16 protein-coding genes are annotated in these 19,557 nt (G+C 65.3%); 7 read left to right on the top strand and 9 right to left on the bottom strand.

Features of this window, described 5'->3' with window-relative positions; genetic code table 11:
* Window positions 1-9 precede the first annotated feature (9 nt).
* Together ACFQ3C_RS02590 and ACFQ3C_RS02585 are read right to left on the bottom strand one after the other, a co-directional pair.
* On the bottom strand, window positions 10-435 hold the full coding sequence (locus ACFQ3C_RS02590) for a rhodanese-like domain-containing protein (RefSeq protein ID WP_380788868.1): 426 nt from the start codon (window positions 433-435) through the stop codon (window positions 10-12).
* On the bottom strand, window positions 432-1,385 hold the full coding sequence (locus ACFQ3C_RS02585; RefSeq protein WP_380788867.1) for an MBL fold metallo-hydrolase: 954 nt from the start codon (window positions 1,383-1,385) through the stop codon (window positions 432-434). The genes ACFQ3C_RS02590 and ACFQ3C_RS02585 overlap by 4 nt, the downstream gene beginning before the upstream one ends.
* Window positions 1,386-1,536: 151 nt before the next feature.
* Between ACFQ3C_RS02585 and ACFQ3C_RS02580 the strand changes: the two genes are divergently transcribed.
* The 3 genes from ACFQ3C_RS02580 (at window position 1,537) to kynA (ending at window position 4,604) form a co-directional block, all read left to right on the top strand.
* Window positions 1,537-2,298 carry an SDR family NAD(P)-dependent oxidoreductase gene (locus ACFQ3C_RS02580; protein ID WP_380788866.1) on the top strand — a complete coding sequence of 254 codons (762 nt, stop codon included), beginning with the start codon at window positions 1,537-1,539 and terminating at the stop codon, window positions 2,296-2,298.
* A gap of 92 nt (window positions 2,299-2,390) precedes the next feature.
* On the top strand, window positions 2,391-3,584 hold the full coding sequence (gene kynU, locus ACFQ3C_RS02575) for a kynureninase (RefSeq protein ID WP_380788865.1): 1,194 nt from the start codon (window positions 2,391-2,393) through the stop codon (window positions 3,582-3,584).
* A gap of 183 nt (window positions 3,585-3,767) precedes the next feature.
* Window positions 3,768-4,604 (top strand): tryptophan 2,3-dioxygenase, encoded by an 837-nt coding sequence (gene kynA, locus ACFQ3C_RS02570; RefSeq protein WP_380788864.1) that lies wholly within the window; start codon window positions 3,768-3,770, stop codon window positions 4,602-4,604.
* 60 nt (window positions 4,605-4,664) lie between these two features.
* Here the strand turns inward: kynA and ACFQ3C_RS02565 are convergent, their stop codons facing one another.
* A complete protein-coding gene (locus ACFQ3C_RS02565; protein WP_380788863.1) occupies window positions 4,665-5,270 on the bottom strand; it encodes a TetR/AcrR family transcriptional regulator in 606 nt (201 codons plus the stop codon).
* A gap of 107 nt (window positions 5,271-5,377) precedes the next feature.
* Between ACFQ3C_RS02565 and ACFQ3C_RS02560 the strand changes: the two genes are divergently transcribed.
* The 3 genes from ACFQ3C_RS02560 (at window position 5,378) to ACFQ3C_RS02550 (ending at window position 10,821) form a co-directional block, all read left to right on the top strand.
* Complete coding sequence (locus tag ACFQ3C_RS02560) at window positions 5,378-5,842, top strand: (2Fe-2S)-binding protein (RefSeq protein WP_380788862.1); 465 nt, start codon at window positions 5,378-5,380, stop codon at window positions 5,840-5,842.
* A 3-nt stretch (window positions 5,843-5,845) separates the two neighbouring features.
* Entirely contained in the window at window positions 5,846-8,086 is a 2,241-nt protein-coding gene (locus ACFQ3C_RS02555; protein ID WP_380788861.1) for a xanthine dehydrogenase family protein molybdopterin-binding subunit, read from the top strand.
* A gap of 182 nt (window positions 8,087-8,268) precedes the next feature.
* Window positions 8,269-10,821: a Hint domain-containing protein gene (locus ACFQ3C_RS02550; RefSeq protein WP_380788860.1), complete on the top strand. Its 2,553-nt coding sequence runs from the start codon at window positions 8,269-8,271 to the stop codon at window positions 10,819-10,821.
* Between the two features lie 14 nt (window positions 10,822-10,835).
* On the opposite strand, the gene ACFQ3C_RS02545 is transcribed toward ACFQ3C_RS02550, so the two are convergent.
* The 6 genes from ACFQ3C_RS02545 to ACFQ3C_RS02520 form a co-directional block, all read right to left on the bottom strand.
* Window positions 10,836-11,369 (bottom strand): flavodoxin domain-containing protein, encoded by a 534-nt coding sequence (locus ACFQ3C_RS02545; RefSeq protein WP_380788859.1) that lies wholly within the window; start codon window positions 11,367-11,369, stop codon window positions 10,836-10,838.
* A 99-nt stretch (window positions 11,370-11,468) separates the two neighbouring features.
* Complete coding sequence (locus ACFQ3C_RS02540; RefSeq protein ID WP_380788858.1) at window positions 11,469-12,242, bottom strand: gamma-glutamyl-gamma-aminobutyrate hydrolase family protein; 774 nt, start codon at window positions 12,240-12,242, stop codon at window positions 11,469-11,471.
* Window positions 12,243-12,405: 163 nt separating this feature from the next.
* Window positions 12,406-12,825 carry a GlcG/HbpS family heme-binding protein gene (locus ACFQ3C_RS02535; RefSeq protein WP_380788857.1) on the bottom strand — a complete coding sequence of 140 codons (420 nt, stop codon included), beginning with the start codon at window positions 12,823-12,825 and terminating at the stop codon, window positions 12,406-12,408.
* Window positions 12,826-12,846: 21 nt separating this feature from the next.
* Entirely contained in the window at window positions 12,847-15,000 is a 2,154-nt protein-coding gene (locus ACFQ3C_RS02530; protein WP_380788856.1) for a malate synthase G, read from the bottom strand.
* Between the two features lie 118 nt (window positions 15,001-15,118).
* Window positions 15,119-15,286 carry a DUF2256 domain-containing protein gene (locus ACFQ3C_RS02525; RefSeq protein WP_380788855.1) on the bottom strand — a complete coding sequence of 56 codons (168 nt, stop codon included), beginning with the start codon at window positions 15,284-15,286 and terminating at the stop codon, window positions 15,119-15,121.
* 5 nt (window positions 15,287-15,291) lie between these two features.
* Window positions 15,292-16,800 carry an FAD-binding domain-containing protein gene (locus tag ACFQ3C_RS02520; protein ID WP_380788854.1) on the bottom strand — a complete coding sequence of 503 codons (1,509 nt, stop codon included), beginning with the start codon at window positions 16,798-16,800 and terminating at the stop codon, window positions 15,292-15,294.
* 150 nt (window positions 16,801-16,950) lie between these two features.
* Here ACFQ3C_RS02520 and pepN point away from each other — a divergent pair, with 150 nt between their 5' ends.
* Window positions 16,951-19,503 carry an aminopeptidase N gene (pepN, locus tag ACFQ3C_RS02515; protein WP_380788853.1) on the top strand — a complete coding sequence of 851 codons (2,553 nt, stop codon included), beginning with the start codon at window positions 16,951-16,953 and terminating at the stop codon, window positions 19,501-19,503.
* The last annotated feature ends 54 nt before the right edge of the window (window positions 19,504-19,557 follow it).

Raw genomic sequence — 19,557 nt, 5'->3', positions numbered from 1 at the left:
ATCTGCGCCTCATTCCGGCTTGTAGGCGGCGGTAGCCTGCCAGCCGTCGAACCCCGTCTGCAGGACGAGCACGTTCTCGCGCCCCAGCAACCGCGCGGCAAAGGCGGCCTGCGCCGACAGGCTGCCGGTGTTGCAATAAAGGATGACCATCCCGGTGTCGGGCAATTCATCCAGCCGCCCCGGCACCTCGCGCCATTCGATATGCACCGCCCCCGGAACATGTCCCGCCGCGAATTGCGCAGCATCGCGCGTATCGACGAAAAGCGCCGCCTCGAACACGGTCCGGTCCAGCTGTTCCGGCACGATGATGCCGGAATCATAGGTGGCGAAATCCATGTAGCCGGTGATCGCCTCGGCCAACGTTTCCTCGGCCTGCGCGGCCAATGGCAGGCCCAGCGCGGCAGACAGGGCCAGAGCCCGCAAGAGATGGGTCATTCGAATTCCATCTCCTCGAAGACGCGGCCCGCGTTCTTGGTGGCCAGTTCGTCGAACGTGTCCAGACGCCGCCAGCGGTCCTGGTCCACGTAGAAGGCGCTGGCCAGATCGCCCCCTGCCTCGATATGCGCGCCGATCTTCTCGCGAAGGTCCACCAGGTAATCATGCGTATAGCGGCGCACCTGCGCCAGGTTCGTCGGATGGCCGTGGCCCGGAATCACATAGGTGGGGTTGAGCGGCTCCAGCCCCGTCTCCCATGTGTCGATCCAGCACGATGTGCAGGTATCGGCGAAGATCGGCGGCATGCGCTCGTGAAAGGCGATATCGCCCGCGATCATGATCTCCCACTGCGGGATCCAGACCTGCGTGTCACCGGGACCATGCGCGGGGCCAAGATACAGCACCTCGAAGGCCACGTCGCCCATGGTGAAGGCATAGCGATCCTCGAAGGACAGGTTCGGCACCACCACGCGCGTTCCCTCGGCCCGGTCCCTGTTGTAGCCCTGCATACCCGCCAGGATCACGCCGCCATGGGCCTCGACCTCGGCGATGGCATCCACATGCGCCAGGATATCCACGCCCAGATCCGCCCAGTAGGAATTGCCCAGCATGGCGTGGCCCTGGCCGTTCTCGTTGATCACCAGCTTCACCGGCTGATCGGTGATCGCCTTGATCTCGTCATGCAGGGCCGCCGCCAGCCGGGCCGAGGCGCCGCCATTGACCACCACCACGCCATCGCCCGTCACCACGAAGGACAGGTTGTTGTTGTGGCCCGCATTTTCATAGGTGGGCGGGGCCGTCGCGCCGATGGCGGACCAGACATGCGGGATCACCTCGACGGGTTTGTCGTAAAGCTCGGATTGCGGATACTTGTCCGCGATATCCTCGCTTGCCATGACCTGTGCGGCCAGCATGGCCAGCACCGCGGCATATGTCACACTCTGTCTCATCGGATCCTCCAGCCTTCGGGGTCTCTGCCCGATCGCGCATCACATTCACAGAGGCGAATGTCATTGTAAAGTGACCTTGCGGCGCGGCCAGGGACGCGCCCTTGCCTCGGGCGGCAGCGTCGGTAGTCTGGCCCGCAAAAGGGAGGATACCATGATACATGCAGGAAAACACGCGCTGGTCACGGGCGGCGGCACCGGGATCGGCCTGGCCATCGCACGGGCCCTGGCGGCCGAAGGGGCCCAGGTCACGATCACCGGCCGCCGCGCCGATGTGCTGGAGGCTGCGGCAAAGGCCACCCCCGGCCTGCACCCGCTGGTCATGGATGTGATGGACGAGGGCCAGATCGTGGAGGGCATCAAGGCCGCCGTGGACGCGCGCGGCCCGATCCAGGTCCTGATCGCCAATGCCGGCATCGCCGAGGGCAAGAGCCTGCAAAAGACGGATCTGGATTTCTGGCACCGCATCATGCGAACCAATCTGGACGGCGCATTCCTGACCATCCGCGAAGCGATGCGCGGGATGCTGGGCACCGATTGGGGCCGGGTCATCGTTGTCTCGTCGCTGGCCGGTTTGCGCGGGCTGAAGGGCGCGGGCGCCTATTCGGCCTCGAAGCATGGTGTGATCGGGCTGGTGCGCTCCTACGCCGAGGAACACATGGCAGGACCGATCACCTTCAACGCGCTTTGCCCCGGCTATGTGGAAACCGACATCGTGGTGCTGCAATCGGAATCGATCGCGAAACGCACCGGCATGACCGCCGAACAGGCGCGTCAGGCCATGGCAGACAGCAACCGCCACAAGCGCCTGATCTCGGTCGACGAGGTGGCAACCGCGGCGATGTGGCTGTGCCACCCGCTGTCGGGCTCCATTAACGCGCAATGCATCGAAATGGCGGGCGGACAGGTGCGCTGAAGGCGCTCTGCATCGGGTTTTCAGTGGACAAACCGGGGTGCAGGCTCTATCCGGTAAAAATGCTTTAGGCTTAAAATATCTCTGGGGGCTTGATGACCGATTTCGCCGCGACCAAGGCCATGTTCCACATCCCGGACGGGATGATCTATCTCGACGGGAACTCGCTGGGCCCGCTGCCGCGTGGCACGGCCGACCGCGTCGGGCGCGTGATCGCCGACGAATGGGGCGAGATGCTGATCACCGGCTGGAACAAGGCCGGCTGGATGGAGCAACCCACCCGCGTGGGCGACCGTATCGCACGGCTGATCGGTGCGGAACCGGGCCATGTGGTGATGGGCGACACGCTGTCGATCAAGGTCTATCAGGCGCTGGCCTCGGCGCTGGAGATGCGGCCTGACCGCCGGGTGATCCTGTCCGACAGCGGCAACTTCCCGTCGGATCTCTATATGGCCGAAGGGCTGATCGCCTCGCTGGGTCGGGGCCATGAATTGCGCGTGGTCGCCCCCGAGGATGTGGCCGCCAACATCACCGACGCGGTGGCCGTCACCCTGATCACCGAGGTCGATTACCGCACCGGGCGCAAGCATGACATGGCCGATCTGACTGCCCGCGCCCATGCGGCGGGTGTGCTGACCGTCTGGGATCTGGCCCATAGCGCGGGCGCCCTGCCCGTGGATCTGGCGGGCGCAGGGGCGGATTTCGCGGTGGGCTGCACCTACAAGTATCTCAACGGCGGCCCCGGCGCCCCGGCCTTCATCTATGTGGCCCCCCGCCATGCGGATGCAGCGCGCCCAGCCCTGTCGGGCTGGCTGGGGCACGCAGCCCCCTTCGCCTTCGACAGCGCCTATCGCCCCGGCGCCGGGATCGAACGGATGCGCGTGGGCACGCCGCCAGTGCTGGCGCTGGCCGCACTCGAGGCCGCGATGGACATCTGGGACAGGACTACGATGCAGGACATTCGCAGCGCCTCGATCGCGCTGACCGAACGGTTCATCAAGGGGATCGAGGCCACCTGCCCCATGCTGACCCTGGCCAGCCCGCGCGACGCCGACCAGCGCGGCAGCCAGGTTTCCTTTCGTTTCGACGATGGCTATGCCGCGATGCAGGCGCTGATCGCACGCGGCGTGGTGGGCGATTTCCGCGCCCCCGACATCATGCGCTTCGGCTTTACCCCGCTGTTCATCGACGCGGGCGATGTGGACCGCGCCATCGCCGTCATCGCGGACGTCATGACGAACAGCCTCTGGGACCGGCCGGAATACAAGACCCGCGCCCGGGTGACCTGATGCCGGTCCAGCGCCCCGCCACCGATGGCCTGCCGCTTTGCCGCCCCGCCGGGTGGGCCGCGCTGTGGCGCAGACTGGCCAATTGCGCGGCGCTGAACGCCTGACACGCGACCTCTTGTTTCTTCTTGCTTCAAATATCCATGGCGACGCCTGCCGCGTCGCGCAGCAGAACCCGAGGCCACGATGACCAACACACCCTATGATCCCGCCGCGGAAGGCGCGGAAATGTCCTTCGACGGGCGCATGTCCTATGGCGACTACCTGTCGCTCGACCTGATCCTGGGCGCGCAGAGGCCGCGCACCGATACCCATGACGAGATGCTGTTCATCATCCAGCATCAGACATCCGAACTGTGGATGCGACTGGCCATCCACGAGATCGCCGCTGCCCGCACCGCGTTGAGCGCCGGACAGTTGCGCCCCGCCTTCAAGATGCTGGCCCGTGTCGCGCGCATCTTCGAGCAGTTGAACAACGCTTGGGACGTGTTGCGGACCATGACGCCCAGCGATTACACCGCCTTTCGCAACGCATTGGGGCAGTCATCGGGCTTTCAGTCGCATCAATATCGCCAGATCGAATTCATGCTGGGCAACCGCAACCCGGCGATGCTGCGCCCCCATGCCCACCGCCCCGAGATCACCGCACTGCTTCAGGCGGAACTCGACCAGCCCTCGCTCTATGATGTGGCGCTCAGGCTGTTGCACCGGACAGTCCCGTTGCCCGAGGCTGTGCTGTCCCGCGACCTCGGCCAGCCCTATGCGCCCTCGGACGCGGTCAAGGCCGCATGGACCCAGGTCTATCGCGCCCCGCAAACCCATTGGGAGCTTTACGAACTGGCCGAAAAGCTGATGGATTTCGAGGATTATTTCCGTCGCTGGCGGTTCAACCACGTGACCACGGTCGAACGCGTGATCGGTTTCAAGCGCGGCACCGGCGGCACCGGCGGGATCAGCTATCTGAAGCGGATGCTCGAGGTAGAGCTGTTCCCCGAGCTGTGGCACCTGCGCACCGACCTGTGACGCGGCGCCCGGCCGAAGCTTGCGGATTGGATATTTGGGGCAAGATGAAACAGGGCGCGGTCAGCGCGATGCAAGCGCGCGGGCAAAGACACCGGCCAGAAGGTCCGCGTCGGCGCGGTAATCGGCAAGCGTGGGCATCGGTGTCTTCAGCCCGTGCAGCGCCGCCATCATTGTGGTGGCAAGGCGGGTCGCATCGCCCGCGCTGACGTCCAGGCTGATCTGCCCTGATGCAGCCTTGTGGCGCAGCCAGTCGGCATAGGCCGTGACTAGGCGCGCCTCGCCCGCCTGCGCGATATCGGCGCCATGGGCATATTTCGTGTTCAGCAACTCATCCCCGTGCGGCGATGACAGAAGCACCTCGAAGACCTGCCCCGCCTGCGCCGCAAATGCCTGGGACAGGGCCTGCTCCACCGGCAGGTCCCTTGCCAGAACGGCGCGCACCTGCGCGACCGCATCGTCATAGTAGAACTGGGTCAGCGAGCGGAAGATGTCTTCCTTGTTGCGATAATGCAGGTAGATCGCGGCGCGTGACATGCCTGCGCCACGGGCTATGTCTTCCATCGAGGTCCGGCGGAACCCATATCTGGAAAAGGCCTCGAACGCGGCCTTGAGAATGGCTTTCTGGCGCGGATCCTGCGGGGCGGTGCTGGCTGGATGCTCTTGCATGGTGACCATGTGACAGACTCTGTCCATTGCGTCAATTTCCCAGTTTGACATTATGACACTTTACGACTATTTTGTCATGGCATTCTCCTGACAGTCGGAACATCCCCATGCCAACCACCCTGACCATCAACGGAACCGATCATGCCGTCGACCTGCCGCCGGACGTGCCCCTGCTGTGGGTTCTGCGTGACGAGATCGGCATGACCGGCACCAAGTTCGGCTGCGGCGTGGCCGCCTGTGGCGCCTGCACCGTGCATATCGACGGTCAGGCCGTGCGCTCCTGCCAGGTGGCGCTTGGCGATGTCTGGGGCGCTGTCACCACGATCGAGGGGCTGGGCACGCCTGACGCGATGCACGCGCTGCAACAGGCCTGGGTCATCCATCAGGTCGCGCAATGCGGCTATTGCCAGTCGGGCCAGATCATGCAGGCCGCCAGCCTGCTGGCCGAGACACCCGACCCGACAGATGACGATATCGACGCCGCCATGCAGGGCAATCTTTGCCGCTGCGGCACCTATCCCCGCATCCGCGCCGCGATCCATGACGCGGCCCGCGCCTTGAAGGAAGCCTGAGCCATGGCCAGCATCGCCAAGATCGCCCGCCGTTCGTTTCTGATCGGCTCCGTCGCCATCGCGGGTGGCGTGGCCTTCGGGATCTACAAGGCGCGGCAAACCCCGCCCAACCCGCTGTCACCCGATCAGGGCGCGGCGCTGAACCCTTTCGTGCTGATCAATGCCGATGGCGTCACGATCATCACGCCGCGCGCCGAGATGGGACAGGGCATCCATTCCACCCTTGCCGCCATGGTGGCCGAGGAGCTGGATGTCGCATGGGAAGATATCACCACCCTGCACGGCCCACCCGCGCAGGCCTATTACAACGGCGCGCTGATGGGCGCGGGCCTGCCCTTCAAGGACTATGCCCTGACCGACATGCAGCATAGCCTGAAACAGGCGCTGTCCGTGCTGCCAAAGATGATGTCGCTCCAGGTCACCGGCGGGTCCACCTCGACCGTCGATGCCTTCGACAGGTTCCGTATGGCAGGGGCCACCGCGCGCGAGACCCTGAAAGAGGCGGCCGCGCAACGGCTGGGTCTCACGCGCGGTGCGCTGACGACCGAAGCGGGCCATGTCATCGCCCCCGATGGCACGCGGCTGTCCTATCTCGAACTGGCGGCGGATGCGGCCGGCCTTGATCCGGTGCAGGATGTCATCCTCCGCCCGGCGGCAGACTGGAAATACCTGGGCAAATCCATGCCCCGGCTGGATATTCCGGCCAAGGTCACGGGCACGGCCACATTCGGCATCGACATAAGGCTTGAAGGCATGAAATTCGCGGCCCTGCGTCGCAACCCTGCACTGGGCGCAGGCATGCGCGGCTTTGATCCCGCCCCCGCACTGGCCATGCCCGGGGTCGAGCGTGTGGTCGATCTGGGTGACGGCATCGCGGTTGTCGCCAACAACACCTGGATCGCCATGCAGGCCGCCGAGGCCGTGGAAGTCGACTGGGCGCCGTCCACCACACCGCAAACGACCGACGACGCCTTTGCCGTGATCGCCGCCACATTCGATGGCAAGGCCAATTCCACCATGCGCGACGACGGCAACGCCGACGACATTCCGCAGGGCGCGACCGAGGTCACCGCCGAATACCGCCTGCCCTACCTGGCCCATGCCACGATGGAGCCGATGAACGCCACCGCCCATATGACGGCGGATGGCCTGACCATCTGGTGCGGCAACCAGGCGCCCGTGATCATCCAGGGCAAATGCGCCGATGCCACCGGCCTGTCGCCCGAACAGGTGACGGTGCACACCACGCTTCTGGGCGGCGGCTTCGGGCGGCGCGGCGAAAGCGATTATGCCGTCTATGCCGCGCGACTGGCCGCCGCCATGCCCGGCACGCCCGTGCAACTGACCTGGTCGCGCGAAGAAGACATGCGTCACGACTTCTATCGCCCCGGCGCCATCGCGCGCTTTCGCGGCGCGGTGCAGGACGGGCGCGCGGTATTGCTGGACGGGCAGATCGCCGCGCAATCGACCACGCGTCAGGCGGGCCAGCGGCTGGCGGGCTTTGCACCGCCCGGCCCCGACAAGGGCCATGTGGAAGGCGCGTTCGATCAGCCCTATGCCATCCCCAACTACCGCATCCGGGGCTATCTGGCCGAGATGGATATCCCCGTGGGTTTCTGGCGCGCGGTCGGCAACTCCTTCAACGGGTTCTTTCACGACACCTTCATCGACGAGATGGCCCATGCCGCGGGCGCCAATCCGCTGGAGTTTCGCCTGGCGATGATGCGCCCCGCACATGCCCCGTCGGCAGGCACACTGGAGGCGGTGCGCGAGATGTCGGGCTGGACCGGCCAGACCCCCGATGGCGTGGGGCGCGGCGTGGGCTTCACCTACAGCTTCGGCTGTCCGGTGGCCCAGGTCATCGAGGTGATCGACGAAGGCGGCACGATCCGCATCAACCGCGCCTGGATCGCGGCGGATGTGGGCCTGGCCCTCGACCCGGACAATATCCGCGCACAGCTTGAGGGGGGCATGATCTTCGGGCTGTCGGCGGCGGTCTTTGGCCGGATCACCTTTGCGGATGGCGCCGTGGAACAGGGCAACTTTCCCGATTACGATGCCTTGCGCCTGCACAACACGCCAGCGATCGAGACGCGCATCCTGGAAACAAACCGGCATATGTCCGGCGTCGGCGAACCGGGAACACCCCCGGCCATGCCCGCGCTGGCCAATGCGCTGTTCGATCTGACCGGCACACGCGCGCGCAGCCTGCCACTGCTTGACGCCTTTCCGCTGCTGACCTGAGGACCCCTTGTTCGTGAAGCAGCACGTCCTGAAAACCCCGCCTGACGCCCCCCCTGACGCCCCCTGCCGGCAACGGCAGGTGACGGCGCGCGGCCTTTGCGTCGCCATCCAACCTGCCCTGAAAATGCCGCAATTTTCGCTAAAATCAGCCTGAACCCGACTGTATCCATTCTTGAAACAGAGTGTATCATCCCCGGCGGCGTGAACCCGGACTGGCGGATGTCGGGGTAATGGTCATGCCGAACGGTTACAGGGTCACACTTGGCAATGGTGCGCTGGACAGCGCCGATGTGATCGGCGGCCCGCTGATCACCTTCACCACCTCAAGCATCCTTGGGGCAGGCAGCTGGACCTGGTCGGGCACCTTTAACGGGACCACCTTCACCAATACGTTCGAGCCCGGTGTCTATTACCTTGGATCCGACGGATTTGTCTATTTCGTGCCGGATTACGGGCCGGTCGCCACGATCACGGCGGCCAAGGTGACCACGAACCCCAGCTTCGTGGCGCCTGACGGGATCGTCACGGGCACGGGCGGCAATGACCTGATCGGCACAGGTTTCACCGATGCCGACGGCACCAGCCCCGGCGCGGGCGCGGACCAGATCCGCGCAGGCGCGGGCAATGACAACGTGCAGGCCGGGGCCGGCAATGACACGATCACAGGCGGCGGCGGCAATGACGTCATCGACGGTGGCACCGGCAATGACGTGATCCATGGCGACATGAACGCAAACCCGGTCAGCGCCACTTCCGAGGTTCTGGACTGGACCGCGCCAGGGCCGGACGCGGCCAGCCTTGCCGCCGGGTTTACCCAGGACACCGGGACGATGCGGGTCGCGGTCAGTTTCGCCAGCTCCGGCAACAACAATCCGGGCTTCCGGATCGAATCCACGGATACGACCTATGTCGCGGCGGGAGAGCCGTTCGATCCCAATTCAAGCCTCTTGTTGTCCGGCACCGGTGACGCGGCGACCTCGACCACCACCATCAGATTCGCCGCCGAAGCCGGCAGCGGCATGTCGGACGCCGTGCAGAATGTCAGCTTTCGCATCAATGATATCGACTGGGCCAACGCCAGTTACCGCGATCTGGTCACGGTCAACGCCTTCGACCTGAACGGCAACCCCGTCACCGTCACGATCACGCCCGGCGCGGGCGATACGGTAACCGGCAACACGATCCAGGCCAATAACCAGACCGACAATATCAACAGTCCTGCGGGGTCCGCGCTGATCCAGATCACCGGCCCGGTCAGCCGGATCTCGATCTCCTATTCCAACGGCCTGACCGGAGCCCATTCGATATGGGTCTCGGATGTGCATTTCACCACGATCCCCCAGGTTGCGGGCAATGACACCCTGTCGGGTGGCGATGGCAACGACACGATCCATGGCGAGGATGGCAACGACTCGCTGTCGGGTGGCAATGGCGATGACCGGCTGTTCGGCGGGGCCGGCAACGATACCCTGAACGGCGACGCCGGAAACGATATCCTGTCCGGCGGGGCCGGCACGAACCGGCTGTTCGGTGGCGACGGCAATGACACCATCATCGGCGGGGCCGGTGCCGATACGATCTCGGGTGCGACCGGGATGGATTTCGTCGACTATTCCGCCTCGGGGGCGGGTGTGTCCGTCAATCTGTCCACCGGCACGCTTGCGGGCGGGGATGCCGCGAATGACACGCTGACCGACGGGATCGACGGCATCATCGGGTCCGGCTGGAACGACACGCTGACGGGCTATGACGGTCAGGGCGCGGACTGGACCAATGTGTTCTACGGCGGCGCGGGCGACGACCTGATCGACGGGCGCGGCGGCGATGACCTGCTGTATGGCGGCGATGGCAATGACACCATCATCGGCGGCACCGGCGCAGACCTGATCGAGGGTGGCGCGGGCGATGACCTGATCCTTGTGGGATCGGGCGACACGGTGTCGGGCGGCGCCGGCAATGATCGTTTCGTGCTGGATGCAAACGCGCTTGGCGGCGGCACGATCGCCATCGACGGTGGCGAGACCGACGAGCCGGGCGGCGACACGCTGGATTTCGGCGGGCTGCTGGACTGGGAGGACGTGACCTACACCAGCACCGATCCCAACGCCCTGTCGGGGACCGCCACGCTGGCCGATGGTACGATCGTCAATTTCAGCAATATGGAGAGCGTGATCATCTGCTTTACCGCAGGCACCCGCATCCTGACGCCGCAGGGCCCCCGCCCTGTCGAGGATCTGCGCCGCGGCGACATGGTGATCACCCGTGACAATGGCCCACAGCCCCTGCGCTGGACCGGGCGGCGCGAGGTTGACGGACAGGGCGATTTCGCCCCGATCCGCTTTGAAACAGGCGTGTTCGACAATACCCGCCCGCTGCTGGTGTCGCCCCAGCACCGGATGCTGCATCAGTCCACGGCGGCGGCGCTTTATTTCAACACGCCCGAGGTTCTGCTGTCCGCCAAGCACCTGGTCAACGGCCGGTCGGTCACCCGATCGGATTGCGCCCGCGTGACCTATCTGCATCTGCTGTTCGACCGGCACGAGATCATCTTTGCCGAAGGCGCTGCGACCGAAAGCTTTCATCCCGGCCATGTCGGCCTGCGCGCCCTGTCGGACGCCAGCCGCGAGGACCTGTTTCAATGCTTCCCGAACCTGCGCAGCAACCCGGCAAGCTATGGCGACACGGCACGCACCTGCCTGCATGAGCATGAAAGCCGGCTGCTGCAACCTGCCTGACAGGCGGTGGCACCTCAGCCGGGCCAGCCATCGATGAGGGCGCCCAGCGCCGCCCAATCGGTATATTCCTTGTCGGTGCCCGGCTCGACCGCCTCGCCCTTGTTATGGGCGATCCAGCGCATCGCCAGACCTTTGAAGAAGTCGTATTGCGTGAAACGGAAGGCCCCTGCAACATTCAGCGTGCGTGTTGGGGTCCAGCCAGAGGTTTTCACGAACTCATGGGCGATCCGCGCAAGATCCGCATGTTCTTCCGTGTCATTGCCTGCCGCGGCCAGGGACACCATCAGGAACAGGCCGGGGCGCGCATTCAGGGCCGCGGCATGGCGCGCGGCAAAGCGGATCAGGTGCGGCTGCAATTGCCCCCCGTGGACAGACCCCGCCAGGATCGCTGCATCAAAGCGAGACATCTCCAGCGGTTCCTCATCCTCAAGATCGACAAGCGGCAGCAGCTCGACACTTTCACCGCGCGCGATCAGGCGATCCGCGCAGAAACGGGCGATCTTGCGGGTCTGGCCCTCGGTCGTGGCATAGGCGATCAAGACAGTCATGGCAGCACCTTCCGGGTGTGGAAACTGCCCCATGTTTGCACGCGATGTGAACGGCGCACCTTGCGCTGGCTCAATAAACGTAAAAATTCATCCGAGAATTCACGCGGACTTCAGCACTTTCGCACCGCGCGCCGCCCAGGCGCGCACCGCATCGCCAAAAGCGGTAAACAGCGGACGCGACACCGGGTCATTCGCGGCATCCCATTCCGGATGCCATTGAACCGAAAGGGTAAATCCGGGTGCATCCTTGACGTATATCGCCTCGGGGGTGCCATCGGGGGCATGTCCGTCGATCACGATGCGCGCGCCCGCGCGGCAGATCCCCTGCCCGTGCAGCGTATTGGTCATCACCTCCTGCGCGCCCATCAGACGATGGAACATCCCGCCTTCCGTGAACTTGACCGTGTGGCGCAGGGCAAACTTTTCTTCCAGCGTGCCATCGGGGGGCATGCGGTGGTTCATCCGGCCCGGAAGCTCGCGAATCTCGGGGTAGAGGCTGCCGCCCATGGCGACGTTCACTTCCTGAAAGCCGCGGCAGATGCCCAGGAAGGGCTGGCCGCGTTCCACGCAGGCCCGCACCAGCGGCAGGGTGATCGCGTCACGCGCCCGGTCGAAGGCGCCATGCGCCTCTGTCTCGGCCTCGCCATATTCGTTGGGGTGCACATTGGGTCGCCCGCCGGTCAGCAGGAAACCGTCACATGTCTCCATCAGTTCGGTGACAGAGACAAAGCGCGGATCGGCCGGGATCAGCAGCGGCAAGCAGCCTGATACGCCTGCGATCGCTTCCGAGTTCATGGCCCCGCCCGCATGGGCAAGATACTGGTCGTTGATCAGATGTTGATTGCTGATGATGCCGACGACGGGTCGTGCCATGCCTGCTGTCCTGGTGGGGTTACGCGCCTGTTATCCTGCAAGATATAGCTTTCCGCACGGCATTGAAACACGAAAGCGGGGCATTTCTGCCCCGCTTTGACGCGAATGCCTTTATTTGCGGCGCTTTTGCGCCAAGGGACCGCGATCCGGACCTGCGACCGGCCTAGGCCTTGGCTGCGAAACCCGCAGCCTCGATCCCTGCCACGGCCGCGGCCGCGTCATTTTCCGAGGTGTCGCCGGTCACGCCGACCGCACCCACGACCGCATCGCCCTGCATCACCAGCACGCCGCCCGGCACCGGCACGACCTTGCCGCCGAAGGCACCGTTCACCGCCGCCATGAAATAGGCCTGACCCTCGGCGCGGGCCATCTGGGCCGATCCGGGCATGCCCAGCATCACCGCGCCGTAGGCCTTGCCGCGCGCGATCTCGAACCGTCCGGGGCTGGCGCCATCCTCGCGCTCGAAGGCCAGAAGGTGACCGCCCGCGTCCAGCACCACCACCGACAGCGGCTTCAGCCCCATCTCGCGGCCCGTCTTGCGCGCCACGTCGATCATGACCTTCGCCTGATCCAGTGTAATCATCGTCCTATCCCTTCGCCCTGTTCACTGTGCTGCCTTGAATTCCAGCCGGCGGCGATGCAGCACCGGCTCCGTGTAACCCGAAGGCTGCTCGCGGCCCAGGAACACCAGATCGCAAGCCGCCTGGAAGGCGATCCCCTGAAAGCCGGGGGCCATCGGACGGTAAAGCGGATCATGGGCGTTCTGACGATCCACAACCGCGGCCATCTTGCGCATCGCATCCATCACCTGTTCGCGCGTGACCACGCCGTGATGCAGCCAGTTGGCCACATGCTGCGCCGAGATGCGGCAGGTCGCGCGGTCTTCCATCAGGCCCACATCGTTGATGTCCGGCACCTTGGAACAGCCGACGCCCTGGTCGATCCAGCGCACCACATAGCCCAGGATGCCCTGGGCGTTGTTCTCGACTTCCGCGATCTTCTGCGCCTCGGTCCATTTCTGGTAGCTGGCCAGCGGGATATCCAGCACGCCTTCGACATGCGCGCGCCGCCCGCCGCGTGCCAGCCGCGCCTGCACGGCGAAGACGTCGATCTTGTGGTAGTGCAGCGCATGCAGCGTGGCCGCCGTGGGGCTTGGCACCCAGGCACAGTTGGCGCCGGCCTTGGGATGGCCGATCTTCTGTTCCAGCATCGCGGCCATCATGTCGGGCATGGCCCACATGCCTTTGCCGATCTGCGCCTTGCCGGACAGGCCGCATTCAAGGCCGATATCGACGTTCAGATCCTCATAGGCCGTGATCCAGCCCTTGCGCTTGATGAAATCCTTGCGGCTGAAGGCGCCTGCCTCCATCGAGGTGTGGATCTCGTCGCCGGTGCGATCCAGGAACCCGGTGTTGATGAAGGCCACGCGGGTTTTCGCGGCACGGATACATTCCTTGAGGTTGACCGAGGTGCGCCGCTCCTCGTCCATGACGCCGATCTTGACGGTGCTGCGCGGCAGGCCCAGCACATCCTCGACCCGCGTGAAGATCTCATCGGCAAAGGCGACTTCTTCAGGGCCGTGCATCTTTGGCTTCACGACATAGACCGATCCCAGCGCCGAGTTGCCGGGCCGCTTGCCCATGTCGCGCTTGAGGTCATGCATCGCGATCAGGACAGTCAGCATCGCATCCATCAGACCTTCAAAGATCTCGTCGCCATTGCTGTCGCGGATCGCCGGGTTGGTCATCAGATGGCCGACATTACGCACCCACAGAAGGGCGCGGCCCTTCAGGGTCAGGGTGCTGCCATCGGGCGCGATAAAGGTCCGGTCAGCCGCAAGGCGGCGCGTCATCTGCTTGCCGCCCTTCTCGAATGTCTCCTCGAGGTTGCCCTGCATCAGGCCCAGCCAGTTGGAATAGGCCAGCACCTTGTCTTCGGCATCGACGCAGGCCACCGAATCCTCGCAATCCATGATTGCGGACACGGCCGATTCAAGCACCACATCGGCCAGACCCGCCTGGTCGCGGCTGCCGATCGGATGGGTGCGGTCGAAGACCAGTTCCACATGCAGCCCGTTGTTGACCAGAAGCACCGCATCAGGCGCCTTTGGATGGCCACGGTAGCCTGCGAATTTCGCAGGCTGCATCAGCGGATGATCGTCGATCATCAGCTGGCCGTCCTGCACGTGATAGCGCCGCGCATCGGCGTGGCTGGTGCCCTGCACCGGAAACGCCTCGTCCAGGAACACGCGGGCCCGCGCCACGACACGGGCGCCATGTCCACGGTCATAACCGCCCTTGGGGGGCGTGCTGCCCATCGCATCCGTGCCATAAAGGGAATCGTAAAGGCTGCCCCAGCGGGCGTTCGCGGCATTCAGCGCGAAGCGCGCGTTGGTGATCGGCACGACCAGCTGCGGGCCGGGGATGCTGGCGATCTCGGGATCGACATTGGTGGTCTCGATCGTGAAATCATCGCCCTCGGGCAGAAGATAGCCGATATCCTCGAGGAAGGTCTTGTAGGCGCGCGCATCATGCGACTGGCCGCGCCGGGCCAGATGCCAGGCGTCGATCTTGCCCTGAAGATCGTCACGTTTCGCCAGAAGCGCGCGGTTCTTCGGCGTCAGATCCTGGACCAGGGCCGCGAAGCCATGCCAGAACCGGTCCGAATCAACCCCTGTTCCCGGCAGGGCGCGCTGTTCGATGAAATCGAACAGCTGGCGATCCACCTGTAACCCGTTCTGCGTCACGCGATCTGTCATGGCTCGGCTCCCTAATGCTTGCGGCATGCCACCGCATACCCACGTTGCGCCTGCTTTTAGGGCGAAAGTTTCCGATAGGCAACAGAGGCGGTCAGAATTCCTTACCAATGCCACGGGGTCACGACGCAGAGGTTTTGTCCCCCTTGCCCGGCTTGCCGCGCGCCCCCCGGCAGCGGTCCGAGCAATAGCGCACCTCGTCCCAGACCTTTGCCCATTTCTTGCGCCATGTGAACGGCCGCCCGCAGGTGGCGCAGGTCTTTACCGGCAGGTCGGATTTGCGCCGCATCGCCATCAGAAATCAAACCCCATCTGCCGGTCATCCTTTTTCAATCGCACCGGATCGCGCTGAAACCGCCCCTTCGCATCCTTGCGGCTGGCATGCTTGCGCACCACCTTTGCGGCTTGCGCCCGGAACCCGTCACCCTGCCGCACGGCCCAGACGCGGTCGCGCGCCGCTGCCGCCGCCGTCTTCACATCGACGATCGGCGCGGGGTAGCGCAATCCGCCCGCCCCGTCCCAACGCCAGGGCTCTTGCAGCAGCCCATCGGGCACATCGGCCAATTCGGGCAGCCAGGACCGGGTGAAGGCGCCCGTCGGGTCCTGATCCAGCCCCTGCTTGACCGGGTTGTAGATCCGCAGCGTGTTGATGCCCGTCGTGCCCGACTGCATCTGCACCTGTGACCAGTGGATACCGGGTTCGTAATCCGTGAACATGCGCGCCAGATGTTGCCCCGTCGCGCGCCAATCCAGCCAGAGGTGATAGCTTGCCACCGCCATCACCATGCTGCGCATCCGGAAATTCAGCCATCCGGTCGCGGCCAGTGACCGCATGCAGGCATCGACGAAAGGCAGGCCCGTCTCGCCGCGCGTCCAGGCCGCAAGCCGTGCCGCATCGGGCTGGTCGGGGCGCAGCCCTTCATAGGCGGGATGCAGGCAGCGCCATTCCAGCGCCGGCTCGTCCTCCAGTTTCTGGATGAAATGATCGCGCCAGGCCAGGCGCGACCGGAAGGATTGCACCGCGCCCGACCAGCCATCGCCCGCCCCGCGCACCTGCCCCGCGCGCCGCGCGGCCGCCTGTTCCGCCTCGCGCAGCGACAGCGTACCGAAGGCCAGATGCGGCGACAGGCGCGAACAGGCATCCGCCCCTTGCAGCGGCGATGACATGGCGCGGCGGTAATCCTGCCCCCGTGTCGTCAGAAAACTGCCCAGCAGCGCCAGACCCGCCGCGCGCCCGCCAACCTGCCGCGCCGGCGCATCCGCGCCAAGCCCAAGCGCCCCGGCCCCCGGCAAGGGCTGCGCGCCCACACCCTCCAGCATCGGCAACGGCGCGACCGTCACCAGCGGTTGCGCCATGAAACGGTCCCGCGCCACGGCCCAGCCATCGCGCCCGCGCAACCGCCGCACCACACCCGATTGCGGCAGTTCTTCCCAGGTGACGCCCTGCCCCCACGCCCAATCCGCAACGGCCCTGTCGCGCGCAAAGGTCCAGCCGTTGCCGGTTTCCTCATGGCTGATCAGCCGTGTGATGTGGTGGTCCCGGCGCAGCGCCTCCAGCACCGGGACCGCCGCGCCCACACGGATCACCAGGCGCAGCCCGATCCGCGCCAATTGTGCCTTCAGATCCAGCAGTGACTCGCGCAGAAAACCATAATGGCGCGCATCCGCATCGGGTTGGCGCCACAGATCCGGCTCGACGACATACAGGGGCAGCACGGGCGCGCCGGCCTGTGCCGCGCGCGCCAGCGCCGGATGATCCGCCACCCGCAGATCCCGCTTGAACCAGAGTATCGTGCCCGTCATTCCCTGCGATCTAGCGGTGCGATGCCAAAAGCAACGCCGCCCCGCTTCATCTTTCCAAAAATACTCATATCCGGCGGCGCCCGGCGCACAGACATTGCGAAGCTGCGGCCCGCGCCCTACCCTTACCGGCAGAGCACCCCGAGGAGAGCCATGAAAGACGCCGCCCCCCAGCCCGTATTCCTGTCCGACTACACGCCTTTCGGCTATCTGGTAGAGGATGTGCACCTCACCTTCCGGCTGGACCCGCAGGCCACCCGCGTGATCAGTCGCATCAGGTTTCGTCCGAACCCCGATACCACCGACAGGGGCTTTTTCCTGCATGGCGAACAGCTGCGCCTTGTCACAGCACGCATCGACGGCGCCACGATCACGCCCCGGATCACCGAGCGCGGCCTGACCTGCGATGTGCCCGATGCCCCCTTCACGTTTCAAGCCGAGGTCGAGATCGCGCCCGCCGCGAATACCGCGCTGGAAGGTCTGTATCTCTCCAACGGCATGTACTGCACCCAATGCGAGGCCGAAGGGTTCCGCAAGATCACCTTCTACCCCGATCGCCCCGACGTGATGTCGGTCTTTACTGTCCGCATCGAAGGGTCCGAACCCGTCAAGCTGTCGAACGGCAACCCGACGGCACAGGGCGATGGCTGGGCCGAATGGCATGATCCCTGGCCCAAACCTGCCTATCTCTTTGCGCTGGTGGCCGGCGATCTGGTCGCCCATGCGGATCGTTTCACCACCGCCTCGGGCCGCGATGTGGCGCTCAATATCTGGGTGCGACCGGACGATCAGGGCAAATGCGCCTTCGGGATGGAGGCGCTGAAACGCGCGATGCTGTGGGACGAAAAGGCTTACGGCCGCGAATATGACCTGGATATCTTCAATATTGTTGCAGTGGATGACTTCAATATGGGTGCCATGGAAAACAAGGGGCTGAACATTTTCAACTCCTCCTGCGTCCTCGCCTCGCCCGACACCTCGACCGACGCCAATTACGAACGCATCGAGGCGATCATCGCGCATGAGTATTTCCACAACTGGACCGGCAACCGCATCACCTGCCGCGACTGGTTCCAGCTTTGCCTCAAGGAAGGGCTGACGGTCTTCCGTGACGCGCAGTTCACATCGGACATACGCTCGGCCCCGGTCAAGCGGATCTCGGATGTCATCGCCCTGCGCGCGCGCCAGTTCCGCGAGGATAACGGCCCGCTGGCCCATCCCGTGCGCCCCTCCAGTTTTGTCGAGATCAACAATTTCTACACCGCCACCGTCTATGAAAAGGGCGCGGAACTGGTGGGGATGCTCAAGACGCTGGTGGGCGACGATGCCTATGCCGCGGCCCTCGACACCTATTTCGACCGCCACGACGGGCAGGCCGTGACGATCGAGGATTGGCTGAAGGTGTTCGAGGATGTGACCGGGCGCGACCTGAGCCAGTTCAAGCGCTGGTATACCGATGCCGGCACCCCGCGCCTGCGTGTCAGCGACGCCTGGCAGGATGGCACCTATACGCTGACCTTCCGCCAGATGACGCCCCCCACACCCGGCCAGCCCGACAAGGCCCCGCGCGTGATCCCCATCGCGGTCGGCCTTCTCAACCCCAACGGGGACGAGGTTCTGCCCACCACCCTGCTGGAAATGACCGAGGCCGAACAAAGCTTCGCCTTCCCCGGTCTCGCCACGAAACCCGTGCCCTCGATCCTGCGCGGTTTTTCCGCCCCCGTGATCCTGGAACGCGCCACCGACAATTCCGAGCGCGCCTTCCTGCTGGCCCATGACACCGATCCGTTCAACAAATGGGAAGCGGGCCGCGCCCTGGGCCGGGACATGCTGATGCGGATGGCGCTGACAGGTGGCGATGCCGATGCGGCCTATCTCGACGCCCTGCGCGCCGTACTGCGCGACGACAGCCTCGATCCCGCCTTCCGTGCGCTGGCGCTGCGCCCGCCCGCCCAGGACGATATCGCCCAGGCGCTGCATGACGCCGGCCACACTCCCGATCCGCAAGCGATATATCAGGCCGCGGACCGTCTGGGCCAGCAGATGGCGGGGCACATGGCCGACCTTCTGCAGGGTCTCTACCAGGCGATGGCCGTGCCGGGCCCCTACAGCCCCGATGCCGAGGCCGCGGGCAAGCGCGACCTGCAAGGGCTGGTCCTGTCGCTGCTGACCCGTCGCGACGGTGGCCAGACCGCCCGCGCCCAGTTCGCCGCCGCCGACAACATGACACAACAGCTGACCGCGCTGTCCTGCCTGATGGCACGCCAGCTGGGCCAACAGGAAAGCCAGGCCTTCCACGATCAATGGCGCCATGACCGGCTGGTGATGGACAAGTGGTTCGCCCTGACCGTCGCCCATGCCCGCCCGGAAGATGCCGCCGCCGGCGCCGCAGAGCTTGCCGCGCATCCCGATTTCAACATCCGCAACCCCAACCGGTTCCGCGCCGTCTTCGGCGCGCTGGCGGGACATGCGGCAGGGTTTCACCACGCGTCCGGTCAGGGCTATGCCACCTTGGCGGATTGGCTGATCCGGCTCGATCCGATCAACCCGCAGACCACCGCGCGCATGTGCGCCGCCTTCGAGACATGGCGCCGCTACGACAGCGCGCGCCAGGCCCATGCCCGCGCGGCGCTGCAGCGGATCCTGGCCACCGACACTCTCAGCCGCGACACGACCGAGATGGTCAGCCGCATTCTCGACGCCTGACACCGAAAGGCACGCCCCTGTTTCTTCTTGCCTCAAATATCCATCCGGCCCCTG

Origin of the sequence: Seohaeicola saemankumensis (assembly GCF_042678485.1) — a bacterium.
Classification (GTDB): domain Bacteria; phylum Pseudomonadota; class Alphaproteobacteria; order Rhodobacterales; family Rhodobacteraceae; genus Seohaeicola; species Seohaeicola saemankumensis.
This window is presented reverse-complemented; position numbering and strand designations above follow the sequence as displayed.